The organism is Microbacterium sp. GCM10027623 (assembly GCF_042666935.1).
Taxonomy (GTDB): domain Bacteria; phylum Actinomycetota; class Actinomycetes; order Actinomycetales; family Microbacteriaceae; genus Microbacterium.
The window spans coordinates 773,754-787,898 of sequence record NZ_JBHTHE010000001.1 but is presented as its reverse complement, the minus strand read 5'-3'; the positions used below and the strand labels follow the sequence as shown (position 1 = coordinate 787,898).

At 69.4% G+C, this 14,145-nt stretch carries 13 protein-coding genes; 4 read left to right on the top strand and 9 right to left on the bottom strand.

What is annotated here, in order from left to right; translation table 11 throughout:
- Positions 1 to 13 precede the first annotated feature (13 nt).
- The 5 genes from ACFQY2_RS03650 to ACFQY2_RS03630 all read right to left on the bottom strand — a co-directional run bounded on the left by ACFQY2_RS03650 (position 14) and on the right by ACFQY2_RS03630 (position 6,287).
- A complete protein-coding gene (locus ACFQY2_RS03650; protein WP_378744268.1) occupies positions 14 to 1,465 on the bottom strand; it encodes a lipase maturation factor family protein in 1,452 nt (483 codons plus the stop codon).
- A 159-nt stretch (positions 1,466 to 1,624) separates the two neighbouring features.
- Entirely contained in the window at positions 1,625 to 2,008 is a 384-nt protein-coding gene (locus ACFQY2_RS03645) for a RidA family protein (RefSeq protein WP_378744267.1), read from the bottom strand.
- Between the two features lie 51 nt (positions 2,009 to 2,059).
- Positions 2,060 to 3,655, bottom strand: a complete 1,596-nt coding sequence (locus ACFQY2_RS03640; RefSeq protein ID WP_378744266.1) for an amidohydrolase family protein — start codon at positions 3,653 to 3,655, stop codon at positions 2,060 to 2,062.
- A gap of 2 nt (positions 3,656 to 3,657) precedes the next feature.
- Positions 3,658 to 4,917, bottom strand: coding sequence for an alanine racemase (locus tag ACFQY2_RS03635; protein WP_378744264.1), 1,260 nt, complete (start codon positions 4,915 to 4,917; stop codon positions 3,658 to 3,660).
- A 14-nt stretch (positions 4,918 to 4,931) separates the two neighbouring features.
- The gene (locus tag ACFQY2_RS03630) at positions 4,932 to 6,287 is read right to left on the bottom strand and encodes an MFS transporter (RefSeq protein ID WP_378744263.1); all 1,356 of its coding nucleotides are present in this window, start codon (positions 6,285 to 6,287) and stop codon (positions 4,932 to 4,934) included.
- A gap of 133 nt (positions 6,288 to 6,420) precedes the next feature.
- Between ACFQY2_RS03630 and ACFQY2_RS03625 the strand changes: the two genes are divergently transcribed.
- Genes ACFQY2_RS03625 through ACFQY2_RS03610 form a run of 4 tightly spaced genes read left to right on the top strand, consistent with a single transcriptional unit; the run spans position 6,421 to position 9,165 of the window.
- Positions 6,421 to 7,143, top strand: a complete 723-nt coding sequence (locus tag ACFQY2_RS03625; protein ID WP_378744262.1) for a transcriptional regulator — start codon at positions 6,421 to 6,423, stop codon at positions 7,141 to 7,143.
- Positions 7,144 to 7,178: 35 nt separating this feature from the next.
- Positions 7,179 to 8,117, top strand: coding sequence for a sugar kinase (locus tag ACFQY2_RS03620; RefSeq protein WP_378744261.1), 939 nt, complete (start codon positions 7,179 to 7,181; stop codon positions 8,115 to 8,117).
- 29 nt (positions 8,118 to 8,146) lie between these two features.
- Positions 8,147 to 8,761, top strand: a complete 615-nt coding sequence (locus ACFQY2_RS03615) for a bifunctional 4-hydroxy-2-oxoglutarate aldolase/2-dehydro-3-deoxy-phosphogluconate aldolase (RefSeq protein WP_378744260.1) — start codon at positions 8,147 to 8,149, stop codon at positions 8,759 to 8,761.
- Positions 8,758 to 9,165, top strand: a complete 408-nt coding sequence (locus tag ACFQY2_RS03610) for a rhodanese-like domain-containing protein (protein ID WP_378744259.1) — start codon at positions 8,758 to 8,760, stop codon at positions 9,163 to 9,165. Before ACFQY2_RS03615 ends, ACFQY2_RS03610 begins: the two co-directional genes overlap by 4 nt.
- Positions 9,166 to 9,302: 137 nt before the next feature.
- On the opposite strand, the gene ACFQY2_RS03605 is transcribed toward ACFQY2_RS03610, so the two are convergent.
- From ACFQY2_RS03605 to ACFQY2_RS03590, 4 genes are all read right to left on the bottom strand, one after another.
- Positions 9,303 to 10,214, bottom strand: coding sequence for a glycine betaine ABC transporter substrate-binding protein (locus tag ACFQY2_RS03605; RefSeq protein WP_378744258.1), 912 nt, complete (start codon positions 10,212 to 10,214; stop codon positions 9,303 to 9,305).
- A gap of 66 nt (positions 10,215 to 10,280) precedes the next feature.
- A complete protein-coding gene (locus ACFQY2_RS03600) occupies positions 10,281 to 11,213 on the bottom strand; it encodes an ABC transporter permease (RefSeq protein WP_378744257.1) in 933 nt (310 codons plus the stop codon).
- Positions 11,213 to 12,538: a glycine betaine/L-proline ABC transporter ATP-binding protein gene (locus tag ACFQY2_RS03595; RefSeq protein ID WP_378744256.1), complete on the bottom strand. Its 1,326-nt coding sequence runs from the start codon at positions 12,536 to 12,538 to the stop codon at positions 11,213 to 11,215. Before ACFQY2_RS03595 ends, ACFQY2_RS03600 begins: the two co-directional genes overlap by 1 nt.
- A 324-nt stretch (positions 12,539 to 12,862) precedes the next feature.
- The gene (locus tag ACFQY2_RS03590; protein WP_378744255.1) at positions 12,863 to 14,077 is read right to left on the bottom strand and encodes a class I SAM-dependent methyltransferase; all 1,215 of its coding nucleotides are present in this window, start codon (positions 14,075 to 14,077) and stop codon (positions 12,863 to 12,865) included.
- Positions 14,078 to 14,145: the final 68 nt, after the last annotated feature.

Below are 14,145 nucleotides of genomic sequence, written 5' to 3'. Positions count from 1 at the left end.
CGGCGGACATCCTTCAGGCCCGCAGCGCCACCGGACGCACCAGCACCTGCCGCCGATCGCGCACCCACACGTCACCGGTCTCGCGGTGCTCCGCGCGGGTCGTGAACCGGTAGCGATACGACACCACCCGCACATATCGCGGACGCCGTCCCTCGAACGGGTCGTGGCGCAGCATCCGCAGCATCGCCGGGTCCGCCTCGAGCAGACGCACGAGGAACGCGGTGAACCAGTCCTCGAGCGAGCGCCCCAGGGGCAGGAACCACATCAGCCAGTCCAGGCGCAGATGGTACGGCGCGAACTGCCGCGGGATGCGGTGCACATCGCCGGGCTTGCCCCGGAATCCGTACTCACGCCAGACGCCGGCATCGGGATCCTCGTCCTCGGTCCCCTCGACGACGTACTCGATGCGCTCCTTCGTGACGGTGCCGAAGGCCCCGTAGGCGTTGGCGAGCTGCCAGCGGTTGAAGCTCGCGTTCATCAGCTGACGATGGGCGAAGAGGTTGCGCAGCGCCGGCCAGCTGAGAACCAGGCAGAGGATGCCGATGGCGGCGGTGATCGCGACCCAGTACAGCGGGATGCCGGATGCAGGCAACCCCGAACCGGGCAGCGAGACCGCCGAGAAGGCCACGACGACCGTGGCCCAGTTCAGCCACGCGAAGTTGCCGGTGAGGATGAGCCACAACTGCGTGAGGATCACGATCCCGGCCGCCACCGTGCCGACGATCTGCGGGACCGGACCCGGAACCAGCACTGCCAGCGCCGGAGCGAACAGGAAGAAGGGGACGACCAGCTGCGCGAAGTGGTTGCCGAGCACCTCGCCGCGGTGGAACCAGCGCGGCAGCAGGTGCGCCTGGCGACTGAGCGGCCCCGGCATCGGCTGCGTCTCGTGGTGGTACATGAGCGCGGTCAGATCGCGCCATTCACGCCCGCCACGGATCTTGATCATGCCGGCGCCGAACTCCAACCGGAACAGCAGCCACCAGAACAGCACGATCGCGACCGTGGGCGGGGGCTGATCGCGCGAGCCGAGGAAGGCCGCGAGGAACCCCGCCTCCAGCAGCAGCATCTCCCAGCCGAAGCCGTAGAAGGTCTGGCCGATGCTGGTGATCGACATGTATCCGAACCACAGCAGCAGGAAGCAGATCATCGGCACCCAGGGCGGTCCCCACTGTGGGATGCCGGCCACCAGCGCGAGGGCGATGACGATGCCGCTCCCGCACAGCACGGTCAGCCGGCGATCGGAGTAGCGGATGCGGATGAACAGCGTCGGATGCAGCATCCGTCGGCGCGCGCGAGAGGAGGAGACCCACGCGAGCAGGTCCGGAGCGGGCAGCAGTCCGCGTTCGCCGAGAAGCGGCCGGAACTGGTTCAGGGTCGACAGGAAGGCGACGACGTAGAGCGCCGCGATGCCCCGCTGCAGGACCTCGCGGGCGAAGCCGAAGTCGACGGCGGCGAACCCGTCCATGAAAGCAGGGTACGACGCGTGCGGGCGCCCCGGGAGGGGTTGACACGGTATGCCGGCTACGCGCTCGGGAGGAGAACGTAACGTGGGGAGGAGCCTCCGCGTCGAAAGCTCCTCCCCACGGCGAGAACTCCTCCCGACGGGAGGGGCACGCCGGCGCGGTCAGTCCTGCGGGAGCGCCGCGACCACGTCGATCTCGACGAGGATGTTCGCCAACTGCGAGCCCACGGTGGTGCGCACCGGGTAGGGCGCGGTGAAGAACTCCTCGTACGCGGCGTTGAACTCGGCGAAGTCGCTGAGATCCTGCAGGTGCACGGTCGACTTGACGACGTCATCCATCGTCAGGCCGTGCTCGGCGAGCACCTTCTGGATGTTGCGGAGCACCTGACGGGTCTGGTCGCCGGCGTTGTCCGCGATCGCATTGTCGTTCGCAGCGTCCTGCGGACCGAATCCCGCCGTGTAGAGGAAGCCGTTCGCGACGACCCCGTGGCTGTAAGGGCCCGCGGGTGCGGGCACGCCCTCCGTGTGGAAACCGGTCTTCGGCATATTGCTTTCCTTTCTGTTGACAACAGGTCTGAACCCCGTGCGGGGAGGATCTCAGGCGCGCCCGGTCGTCACACGACGCAGCCCGCGCCCGGGCAGGGCGCCGGTCGGTTCGCCGCCGGCGAGGACGCGGACGCCGTGCACGAACACGTCATCGATCCCGACGGCCACGGTGCGCGGCGCCTCGTAGGTCGACGTGTCGGCGACGGCCATCGGATCGACGATGATCAGGTCGGCGACCGCACCGACCTCGACAGCACCGCGCCGGCCGAGACCGAACCGGCGCGCGGGCAGGGCGGACAGGTGATGCACGGCATCCGACCAGTTCCAGGCGCCGAGTTCGCGCACGTACTCGCGGAGGTACCTGGCGAAGGTTCCCGCCGCCCGCGGATGCGGATGGGCTCCGATGAAGATGCCGTCGGAGCCGCCGGTGTGGCCCGGATGGGCGAAGATGCGCGCCAGCTCGCTACGGGGTCGCGGATGGCGCACGGCCATCACCGCACTGCATTCCAGGCCGGATGCCACCAGTGCGTCCAGCGCGAAGTCCATGGGCGAGGTGCCGGCCTGTTCGGCGGCGACGCGCAGGGTGAGGCCGTGCGCCCAGGCCAGCTCAGGGGCCGCGATATGGGCGAGCGCGATCATGTCGGGCCAGTCGGGGCCGAGACTGGCGCTCTGCGTCGCCCTGGCCGCGCACGCCGCTCGCAGCGCCGGCCTGCCGGCGGGATCGGCGATGACGGCGACCGCCTCATCCCGGGGAAGCATCGACACGTCGGGCGGCAGCAGCGGCATTCCCAGCAGCGTGCACCCGCGGATGTACGGATACGCGTCGAAGGTGGCATCCACCCCGGCGGTCTCCAGCGCGTCCAGCTGCGCGAGCACGATGTCGGCGTCGGCGTGGAAGTGCGAGATGTGCACGCCGAGCGGAGCACCCGCCTCCTCCGCCGCGCGGCGCGAGATCTCGGCGACTTCAGAGATGCCTGCCGCCGTGTTGGACTCGTACCCGCCGCGCATGTGGGTGACGTAGACGCCTCCCGCGCGGGCGACCGGCGCGCACAGGGCGGCGATCTCCGCGGCGTCCTGGAAGATGCCGGGGACGTAGTCGAGCCCGCTCGACAGGCCCAGCGCGCCCTCGTCCATGCCCCGCGCGACGACGGCGGCCATGCGCTGACGCTGCGCTGCGCTCGCCGGGCCCGCGTCCCGCCCGCACACCTCGAAGCGCACCGTGCCGGCGGGCACGAGGTAGCCGATGTTCAGCGCCGACACACCGTCGGCGCCCGCGAGGAGAGCCGCGACTCCGCCACCACGGTAGGAGGAATGCGGACCGTTGATCGCCGCGAAGTACTCGGTCGCGTACGCGCCGTCACCCGGTGCGAAGGAGACGCCGTCCTGGCCGCCGATCACCGTCGTGACGCCCTGCCGCAGCAACGAACGCGCGACCTCGGGATCACCGAGCAGGCCGTCGGCGTGCGAGTGCACGTCGATGAAGCCGGGCAGCACGAACCTGCCGCCGGCATCCACCACGTCATCACCGGGGCGCGCGTCGATCCTGCCGACCTGCGTCACCTCGCCGGCCTCGATCGCGACATCGGCCGCGACGGGGCCGGCCGGGGAGATCACCGAGCCCCCGCGCAGCAGGGTGCGAGCGCTCATGCTCAGAACCACGTCCGCACGAGGTCGATGACGACGTCGGAGTCGGCGGATTCCACCACCGGCAGCAGACGCCACTTGTCGAAGGCGGTGCACGGATGCGACAGACCCAACTGCACGACGGAACCGATCGGCAGCTGCTGCTGCGACCGTACGTAGGAGTGCTGGTCGTTCATGGCGGACACCTCGGCCTGCAGCGGCTGCCAGTCGTCCGATGCCGAGGCGCGCCAGGAGCGCGGGATCGGCAGTCCCTCGTCGTACGGCAGGTCGCGCTTGCCGCCGTCGACCAGCGCCAGCCCCGGCTCCGGACCGGACACCACCCGGGCGTAGCCGTGCATCGCGTTCACGAACCGCGGTGAGCCGGCCGGATCGGCGGCCCCCTCGTCGAACGGCGAGATGCCGCGGTAGAAGCCGTCGTCGTGCACGATGTAGGCGCCGGAACGCAGCGTGAAACGAGTGCGCCCGTCGCGGGGCGCGCCCGCCCAGACGTCGGCGACGACGTCGAAATAAGCGCTGCCTCCGGCGGTGATGAGGAGCTCGCCGTCGTCGTAGAGCGCGCCGAGCGCCGCGTGCAGCTCCAGCTGCGCCTCGAGGTAGGCGGTCACCGCCGCAATCGTGCCCGAAGAGCGATCGTGACCGAGGCTGCCCTCGTAGCCACCGACGCCGGACAACCGCAGCACCGGAGAGGCGGCGATGCGCTCCGCGACACGAACGGCCTCCGCGATCGAACGCGCACCGGTCCGGCCGCCCGCCGCGCCGAGCTCGACGCACACCGCCACCGCACGCGGTGACCCGGCGGCGAGCAGTCCGCGCTCCATCGCCTCCACAGTGTCGACGGAATCCGCCCAGCTGACGAACCGGAAGTCGGGATCCGCCAGCTCGCCGGCCAGCCACGCGAGCGAGCGCGGATCGACCGCCGCGTTGGCCAGCATGACGGAGTCGAGACCGAGGTCCCGCCCGGTGCGCACCTGCCCCATGGTGGCCAGTGTGATGCCCGTGGCCCCGGCGTCGAGCTGACGCTGCCAGAGGGCGGGGGCCATGGTCGTCTTGCCGTGCGGCATGATCTCCAGCCCGCGCTCGGCGCACCACGCCGACATGGTGGCGACGTTGGCATTCATCGCCGCGTCGTCGAGCGAGATGAGGGGGGTCCAGAACTCGTCCAGCCGCGGTCGGGTCGCGAGGAACTCCGCCGGGGTCGAGCCGATCGCCCGTTCCGGCAGTCCCTTGTCACGTGCTGTCAGGGTGGTGTCGTCCACGTGGACCATTCTGGACCCTCCTCTCACTTCGCCGTCTTGACCGTGGAGGTCGCCGCCAGCTCATGGAGCCGGCCGGCACCCTCGACATCGGGACGGACGGATGCCATCAGCGTGGCGATCACACCGACCACCGCGATGACAGCCGCGTACACGACCACCGGCCAGAAGGCTCCCCCGGCCGCTGCGACCAGGGCGGTGCAGATCAGGGGCGCGAGCCCGCCGCCGAGGGTGTTGGACACCTGGTAGCCGATGTTGACACCCGTGGTGCGCGCCTCCGGGTCGAACATCTCGGCGAGCATCGTGGCCAGAGTCGCCTGCATGGCCACACCGAACACGACGAAACCGAGGATCTGACCGAGCCAGATCAGCCACAGGTTGCCGGTGCTGAACATGGCGAACGCCGGATAGACCATGGCGGCGAAGCCCAGGCATCCGATGATGTACACCGTGCGGCGGCCGATGCGGTCGGAGATGTGACCCCACAGCGGGGCGACCACGATCTGCAGCAGTCCCACGATCATGGTCCCGGCGAAGCCCATCCACGCCGGCAGGTGCTTGTTGCCGACCATGAAACCGAGACCGTACGTGAGGATGACATACCCGGCGATCGACTGCGGCAGCCCGATGAGGATGCCCATGATCGCGTTCTTGGGGTGGCGGAATGCCTCGACGAGCGGGTTGTGCTTCTTCCCGGTGGCGGAGATGAGCAGCGTCTGCGTCTCGACGAACTCGTCGGACTCCTCGAGGTGGCGGCGCAGGATGATCGCGACGATCGCGAGCACGATCGAGAACACGAACGGGATGCGCCATCCCCAATCCAGGAACCAGGAGCCCGGAGTGAGGCCGAGGGCCGCCATGAGTCCGCCGGACACCACGTTCGCGACACCGGCACCGCTGATGAGGAACGCGCCGTAGAGCCCCTTCTTCCCGATCGGGGCCGCCTCGACGACCATCGTCGCGGCGCCGCCCATCTCACCGCCGACGAAGAAGCCCTGCAGCAGGCGGCAGAACAGCAGCAGCAGCGGCGCGGCGATGCCGATCACCTGGTCGGAGGGGATCATGCCGATGGCGGTGGTGGCCAGGCCCATGCCGATGACGGTGCTCATGAGCACGGTCTTGCGCCCGATCCGGTCGCCGATGATGCCCCAGATGATCCCGCCGACCGGGCGCAGGAAGAATCCCACGGCGAATGTCGCGAAGGAGGACAGCTGGGCGATCACCGGGTCTTCGGAGGAGAAGAACACGGCGGGGAAGACGGCCGCCGAGGCGAGACCGTACAGGTAGTAGTCGTAATACTCGATGAGCGTTCCGATGGCACCGCCGGCCACTGTCCTGCGCTGTTTCGGGGACAGACCACGAGATGCGGACACAGCCGTCATCCGAGCCTCCTTGCTGAGTGAGAATGGATCGCGCAGTCTGCGCGGACCTCGACGTGATGTCTGGGGTGACGCTAAGCTAGCAGGCAGAAAGACAATCTGTCTATCCCTCGTATTTTTTGTTCAAGGCGGAGCGATGACGACCAGTACCGCAGCAGAAGAAGCTATGGAGGTCCTCGCCGAGGACACCTCCCGGCAGACCTACGAGAGCGCCGAAGCCGTGCTGCGCCTGTATCAGCCGGTGATGCGCGCGCTCGCCACCGCGGCCGGCCCGTCGGTCGAAGTCGTCCTGCACAACCTCGACGGGGACGATGTCGACCTCGGTCACACGATCATGGCCATCGAGAACGGTCACGTCACCGGACGCTCGGTCGGCGGGCCGTCGACGTCGCTCGGACTCGATGTGCTCAAGGATCGGCGGGCCGATCACGACGCCTTCGGGTACACCGCGCACACCAGTGACGGGCGACAGCTGCGGTGCTCCTCGGTGTACTTCCACAACGCAGACGGCGACATCATCGCGTCACTGTGCATCAACGTCGACCTCAGCCCGATCCAGCAGGCCCGCAACGTGCTGACCGCCCTGCTGCCCGCGTCGGAGCGGACGCCCAGCGGCCCGCGGGAGCACTTCGGCACCGACCTCGTGGCGGTGATGGACTCGATGATCAGCGACGCCATGCATGAGATCGGTCGCCCCCTCGAGAACATGTCGCGCGAGGACAAGATCACCGTGCTCGAACGCCTCGACCAGCGCGGCGCCACGCAGATGCGCAAGTCGGTCGAGGCGATCGCGAAACGACTCGGAATCTCCCGGGTCACCGCATACAGCTACTTGGAGGAGGCGAGGGCCCGGCGCTAGGTCTTCCCGACGGAAGGCCCGCTCGAACCAGCATCATGGACATCTCGAATTCCGCCGCCGTCGCCGAGACGCCCGCGGCCATCCCGGCCCTCATCGCGCTCGGCGAGACGATGGCTCTCGTCACCCCCCGCGACGCGACGCGACTGTCGGACGCCGACGAAGTGCGCCTGACCATCGGCGGCGCGGAGTCGAACGTCGCCGCGCACGTCGCGGCCCTCGGTCAGCGCACGGCCTGGGTCAGCGCACTCGGCGACGACGCGCTCGGGCACCGGGTGCACCGCACCGTGACGGCCCAGGGCGTGGACACCCGATGGGTGTCGTTCGATCCCCACGCTCCGACCGGGGTCTACTTCAAGGACCCGGGTCATGGCGTGCTGTACTACCGGGCCGGCTCGGCCGCCTCGCGGATGAGCGCCGTGAGCATCGCGGACGTGCCGCTCGAGGATGCCGAGATCGTGCACATCTCGGGCATCACGCCCGCCCTGTCGGCGAGCTGCGCAGCCCTGATCGACGCGGTGGTCGACCGCGTCACCGCAGCAGGCCGCGGATCGCTGAGCTTCGACGCCAACCACCGCGCCGCACTGTGGGAGGCCTCCGTCGCCGCGCCCGTGCTGCTCGATCTGGCGAACCGCTCGGACATCGTCTTCGTCGGCCTCGACGAGGCGCACACGCTCTGGGGCTGCCGCACCCCCGACGACGTGCGCGCGCTCGTCCCCGCGGCCGCCCACCTGGTCGTCAAGGACGGCGACGTCGGGGCGACGGAGTTCTCCGACGCGGGCACGGTCTTCGTCCCCGCCATCCCCACCGAGGTCGTCGAGGCCGTCGGCGCCGGAGATGCGTTCGCCGCGGGCTGGCTCGCCGCGAAGCTCGCGGGCGACGCATCCGAGGAGCGACTGCAGGCCGGCCACCGTCGCGCGCACCTGGTGCTGCAGTCCACCGAGGACGTGCCCGGCTCGCCGGACGACGCGAGATGACGATTCACCGCACATCGAGAGGAATGCACATGGACAATTCGGGATTCGAGGAGCTGTTCGGCGGCTCGCCGCTGATGGCGATCCTGCGCGGAATGGGCGTCGAGAGGAGTCTCGCGGTGTCGACCACCGCGTGGGACCTCGGCATCGACGTCGTCGAGCTGCCCATCCAGACCGAGGAGGACCTCGAGGCGCTGCGCGTGGTCGCCGCCGCCGGGCGTGAGCGCGGCAAGTCCGTCGGCGCCGGCACCGTGGTCTCTCTCGAGCACGTCGCCCAGGCGGCATCCGCCGGCGCTGTCTTCACCGTCAGCCCGGGATTCGACCTCGACGTGGTGCGCGCGTCGCAGGACGCGGGACTGCTCAGCATGCCGGGCGTCGCCACGGCGACCGAGGTGCAGCTGGCACTGAAATCGGGGCTGACCTGGCTGAAGGCCTTCCCGGCATCCGTGCTGGGGGCGTCGTGGCTCACCGCGATGCACGGCCCGTTCCCGCAGGCGCAGTTCGTCACCACCGGCGGCATGAGCGCCGCCAACGCCGGCGACTACCTGGCCGCGGGCGCGCGCGTCGTCGCGGTGGGATCGGCGCTCGAGGATCCCGCGCAGCTGCCGCTGCTCGCCGGACTCCTCGGCTCCGCCGACCGGCCGTGACCGACGTCACCGCACGGCTCGCGCATGTCGAGGCGCGCCTCGCGTACGAGATCGACGTGGTCGCCGCCGAGCAGGCGGTCGCCACGGGCTCGGCGATCCTCGTCGACACCCGCCGACTCGCGTCCTGGATGCACGGGCACATCCCCGGCGCGCTGCACCTGCCCACGACCGAGATCGACGAGCGGATCGGTGAGCTGCCGCGCGATCTCACGCTGGTCGTCTACGGGTGGGGTCCCGGATGCAACGGAGCCACGGCCACCGCCCGGACGCTGCTCCGCGCCGGCCTCGACGTGCGCGAGCTGCTGGGCGGGTACGAGTACTGGGTGCGCAACGGATTCCCGACCGAGGCGGACGGGACGATCACCCGCGCCGCACCCGACCCCCGGGTGACCGCCGAGCACTGAGCGCCCCGGCTCTCCGGCATCCGTCCTCGCATCACCCCGCGCCTTCGGGAGGAGAACGCAGCGATGGGAGGAGCCTTCGCGGTGAAAGCTCCTCCCATCGGGGAGAACTCCTCCCGAACGGGAGGGCGGCCGGAGCCTTACTCGGTGACGAGCCAGTCGATCTGGTCGCCGTACTCCTCGATCCACTTGTCGACGGCCTCCGCCGACTTGTCCTTGTACTCGTCCGAGGTGACGAGGCCCTCGAGGGCGCCGTACTGCTCGTCGTCCAGCTTGATCTTCGAGATCCAGTCGGCGGCGTCGGCGTTGTCTTCGCTGAAGCCCTTCGTGCCCAGGAAGTGCAGGCCCTCGGGCTCGCCCATCGCGCCCTTCGGGTCTTCCAGATCCTTCACGGCGTACGCGTCGTTGGCCCAGAAGGGGCGCCACAGCGTGACGACGATGTCTTCCTTCTTCTTCGTCGCCTTCTCCAGCTCGGTGAGCATCGCGGCGGTCGACGAGGTGACGAGCTCGTACTCGCCGTCGAGACCGTACTCCGGCAGCATGTGGTCCTGCGTCTGCGCGGTCAGGCCGGCGCCGGGCTCGATGCCGATGATCTTGCCGCCGAACTTGTCGGCGTTGCCCTTGAGGTCGGCGATCGAGTCGATCTCGGTGTACTCGGGGACGGCGATCGTGAGCTTGGCGTTGTCGTAGTACTTGCCGAGGTCCTCGATCTTGTCGCCGAACTTGTCCATGTACGACTTGTGGGTCAGCTCGGGCCAGGCCGAGGGGTAGATGTCGACGTCGCCCTTGGCGAGTCCGGTGTACAGCGGGCCCGCCTCGGTGAGGGTGTTCATCTCGACCGTGTAGCCGAGCTTCTCCAGCTGATCCTCCAGCAGGTAGGCGGTGCTGAGACCGTCGGTCCAGCCGGGCAGGAAGCCGAGGGTGATGGTGCCCTTGTCGTCACCGGCCGGCTCGTCGCCGGGAGTGTCGCCGGCGCCGCTGGCGCAGCCGACGAGAGCCAGTGAGGCAGCGGCGGTGAACGCCAGGATACCGGTGAGCTGTCGCTTCTTCATGTGATTCCTTCTTTCGTGATGCATGACGTCGTGCGTTATGTATGGGTTTCGGGTTCGGGGTGCCGCTCAGGCGGCGACGAGTCCAGGAGCGCTCCCGCCGGCTGCCGCCTCGGCGGCCTCCTGCCGGCGGCGATCCTGACGGCGCCGCTCGAGGATGCCGAGCAGTGACGACGGCGAGGGCTCCGCGAGGGCCGCGGTGCAGCGGTCGAGGAAGACGGCGATGAGCACGATGCCGAGACCGGCCTCCACGCCCATCGGGATGTCCATCGACGAGATGCCCTGCACCACCAGCTTGCCGAGGCCGTCGGCGCCGGCCATGCCGGCGATCACGGCCATCGACAGCGCCAGCATGATCAGCTGGTTGATCCCGGCCATGATGGTCGGCAGCGCCAGGGGCAGCTGCACGCCGCGCAGGATCTGACCGGGGGTCGCGCCGAACGCGTGCCCGGCCTCGACGGTCTCGCTGTCGACGCCGCGGATGCCGAGCTCGGTGAGTCGCACGCCCGGAGGCAGCGCGAAGATCACGGTCGCGACCACGCCGGGGACCACACCGATGCCGAAGAACATGATCGCGGGGATCAGGTAGACGAACGCCGGCATGGTCTGCATGAAGTCCAGCACCGGCTTGAGCGTCGCCCGCACCTTGTCGTTTCGCGCGGACCAGATGCCCAGCGGTACGGCGATCAGCACGGCGATGACCGCGGCGACGATCACCAGGGCCATCGTCTGCATGGCGGGCGTCCAGAGGTCCAGGGCCAGGATGAACACGAACGACAGGATCGTGCCCACCGCCAGCTTCCACGACCGCAGCATCCAGGCGATCAGCGCGAAGACCGCGATCGTGATCGGGAACGGGGTCTCGATCAGCGCCGCCGACAATCCGTCGACGAGGGCGCCGATCAGTGCGGAGATGAAGGTGAAGAGTCCCTCGAGGTTGTCGAGCAGCCAGTTCAGTCCCGTCTCGACCCAATCGCCGAGCGGAATGCGGAATCCGTCCATCAGTGTCCCTCCTCTGCGGAATCGGGCGACGGGGTCGCGACGGCGGACGCGGTCTCCACCGCATCCTGAGCCTCAGCGAGCACCTCGTCGATAACGGCCTGCGGCATCGGGTTCAGCGGCAGGGTGAGCTCGCCGGTCGCGCCCGGTCCGGGGCCGAGGGCGGCGAGCAGGGTGACGCGCGGGATGACGCCGGCGAGGCGCCCTTCGGCGTCGGTGACCGCGAGTGGCAGCGGCGACTCGACCGAGGGGATGAACAGGTTCATCAGGACCTCGTCCTCGTTGACCGTCGTCTGCGGGACGGGCTTGAGGATGGACGCCAGCGAGGACTCGCCCCTGCGGACCAGCTTCACGGCATCCCGATCGGTGACGATGCCGACGAGCCGGCGATCACGGCCGACCACGTAGGTCGCGGACATGTAGGCGTCGCGCATCTGCCGCAGCGCGGTGCGCGGGCCAGCCGTGTCGGGGATCACCGGACGCGGACGCTCCATGACGTTCGCCGCGGTCAGCACGCGCGCACGGTCGACGTCCTGCACGAACTGCTCGACATAGTCGTTGGCCGGGTCGGTGAGGATGTCCTCGGGCGTGCCGATCTGCACGATGCGGCCATCGCGCATGACGGCGATGCGGTCACCGAGGAACATGGCCTCGTTGAGGTCGTGGGTGATGAAGACGATGGTCTTCTGCAGCTTGGCCTGCAATTCGACGAGCTGCTCCTGCATCTCGCGGCGGATCAGCGGATCCAGCGCGCTGAACGCCTCGTCCATCAACAGGATCTCGGTGTCGGCGGCGAGCGCGCGGGCGATCCCGACGCGCTGCTGCATGCCGCCGGAGAGCTCGTTGGGCAGCTTGTCGCCCCAGCCCTCGAGACCGACCAGGGCGAGGATCTCCTCGGCCTTCCGCAGGCGCTCGGTCTTTCCGGTGCCCTTCAGCTCCAGCGGGTAGGCGACGTTCGCGGCGACCGTGCGGTGCGGCAGCAGCGCGAAGTGCTGGAAGACCATCGACACGCGTTCGCGGCGGATCTCGCGCAGCGCGGCGGGCGGCGCCTTGGCGATGTCGTCACCGCCGATGATCACCTCGCCGTCGGTGATGTCGTGCAGGCCGTTGAGCATGCGGATGATGGTGGACTTCCCGGAGCCGGACAGCCCCATGATCACGAAGATCTCACCGCGGTTGACGGTGAAGCTCGCGTCGATCACTGCGGCGGTGCCGGCGTCGAGTACGTCGGTTCGGGTCTCACCGGCCTTCAGTCGCTTGACCGCATGCTGCGGACTGCGACCGAAGACCTTGTACAGATGGTGCGCTTCGAGAGCGATTTCGGACACGTTTCCCCTGGCGGCTCACCCATATCCAGGGTGCTGGTGAGCCTGCTTCGGTAACGCCCGGGTGATGGTCACAAGGCCGTTTCGACAGTCGCTGTACTGGCGGCGCAGGCGAGGATTTCGGATCCTCGCAAAGAACATCGACCGTACGCCCGCGCCTCTTCGTGTACAGCTCGGGTCGAAAGAAGGACGCGGCCGCGGACTGGTCTTGTGGCCCCTCGACCACCTGTCCACGCTAACGAATGGCTGATCCGGTGGCAAATCTGGTTTGGGGTTTCATGGCCTCACCGGGGGTTTGCGTGCGCGCCCTTCGGTCGTGAAACGCGCTCATCCCCGGCGCACACTGCGGGTGACGGTGAATTTCGGGGTGCGTGCGACCTGCTCGGTGGAGCCGACTTCACGGCTCAGCACACGGCGGTGATCGAGGTGGGAGTTGAAGACCGTCCACACCTCGCCGCCGGGTTTCAGCAGACGCGCGGCGGCCCGGATCAGCCGCCGCCCTGCACTCTCGTGCACGCCCGCACCGAGGTGGAACGGGGGGTTCAGCAGGATCAGGTCGGCGCTCGCGTCGGGGAGTTCGGAGCCCGCGTCGTCGAGGGTGACGTGCACGCGCCCGTCGAGCCCGTTCGCCGCCATCGTGGCGCGCGCGGAGCGCACGGCGGATGCCGAGCGGTCGGTGGCGACGATGACGGCATCCGGATGCTGCCGTGCGAACGCCGCAGCCAGCGCGCCCGTGCCGCATCCGAGGTCGATGACGTGCGGATGCACGACCGGGAGGGAGAGCGTCGCCATCGCATCCAGCAGTGCCCTCGTGCCGATGTCGAGCCGCGCGCCCGCGAACACGCCTCCGTGGGCGACGAGGGTGAGACCGTCGTGCGTCTCGCTGATCGGGAAGGGCGCCGTCTCGGCCACCGGCAGGGGGTCGGATGCCACGATCAGCCGTGACTTCCGCTCGGCGCGCTGCGCCTGCACGGCGGCGAAGGAGCGCGCGAGGACGTCGTTCTGCGCGAGGGTCATGTGCTTGACGCGTCCGCCGGCGATGAGGGTCGCATCGGGGGCGGCCCAGCGGGCCACGGCATCCGCGATCTCCTCCAGCTCGGCGAGCGCCTTCGGCAGCTGCAGCAGCACGAGGCGCGCGCCCAGGAGCAGGTCCTGGCCGAATTCGTGGGCGGTCACCGCGGCAGCGGGTGTAGCGTCGTCCGGAGCCTGTGCGCCAGCGTCGGCGTGTCGCGCATCGACACGCCGCGGCGTGAGCGCTTGCTCCGGGGCATCGAGCGTCACCCCGAGCGCCGCCGCATTCCGCGCGAGCGCCTGACGGCCGGTCACGAGATCCTGATGCACCCGGATGCCGCGCAGGCCGGCATCCGCGAGCGCGAGCGCGATCGCGCCGTACTCGTCGCCGATCACGGCGATCTCCTCGCCCGGGATGCCGGCATCCAGCGCCCAGCGCACGAGCAGTTCGTCGGTGGCATCCCATGCCTGCAGGTTCGACGCCTCCACGTCGGGGAACCGGCGCAGGCGGCTGAAGTCGAACTCGGGCATCCGCTCACCCTACCGGCGGGAGCTTCGGGGGCCCTCGATGCGCTTCAGGTCGCAATGGATGCCGCTTG

Excerpts from the sequence above, each read along its gene's own strand:
- ACFQY2_RS03650 (WP_378744268.1), bottom strand. The coding sequence starts at position 1,465 with ATGGACGGGTTCGCCGCCGTCGACTTCGGCTTCGCCCGCGAGGTCCTG.
- ACFQY2_RS03645 (WP_378744267.1), bottom strand. The coding sequence starts at position 2,008 with ATGCCGAAGACCGGTTTCCACACGGAGGGCGTGCCCGCACCCGCGGGC.
- ACFQY2_RS03640 (WP_378744266.1), bottom strand. The coding sequence starts at position 3,655 with ATGAGCGCTCGCACCCTGCTGCGCGGGGGCTCGGTGATCTCCCCGGCC.
- ACFQY2_RS03635 (WP_378744264.1), bottom strand. The coding sequence starts at position 4,917 with ATGGTCCACGTGGACGACACCACCCTGACAGCACGTGACAAGGGACTG.
- ACFQY2_RS03630 (WP_378744263.1), bottom strand. The coding sequence starts at position 6,287 with ATGACGGCTGTGTCCGCATCTCGTGGTCTGTCCCCGAAACAGCGCAGG.
- ACFQY2_RS03625 (WP_378744262.1), top strand. The coding sequence starts at position 6,421 with ATGACGACCAGTACCGCAGCAGAAGAAGCTATGGAGGTCCTCGCCGAG.
- ACFQY2_RS03620 (WP_378744261.1), top strand. The coding sequence starts at position 7,179 with ATGGACATCTCGAATTCCGCCGCCGTCGCCGAGACGCCCGCGGCCATC.
- ACFQY2_RS03615 (WP_378744260.1), top strand. The coding sequence starts at position 8,147 with ATGGACAATTCGGGATTCGAGGAGCTGTTCGGCGGCTCGCCGCTGATG.
- ACFQY2_RS03605 (WP_378744258.1), bottom strand. The coding sequence starts at position 10,214 with ATGAAGAAGCGACAGCTCACCGGTATCCTGGCGTTCACCGCCGCTGCC.
- ACFQY2_RS03600 (WP_378744257.1), bottom strand. The coding sequence starts at position 11,213 with ATGGACGGATTCCGCATTCCGCTCGGCGATTGGGTCGAGACGGGACTG.
- ACFQY2_RS03590 (WP_378744255.1), bottom strand. The coding sequence starts at position 14,077 with ATGCCCGAGTTCGACTTCAGCCGCCTGCGCCGGTTCCCCGACGTGGAG.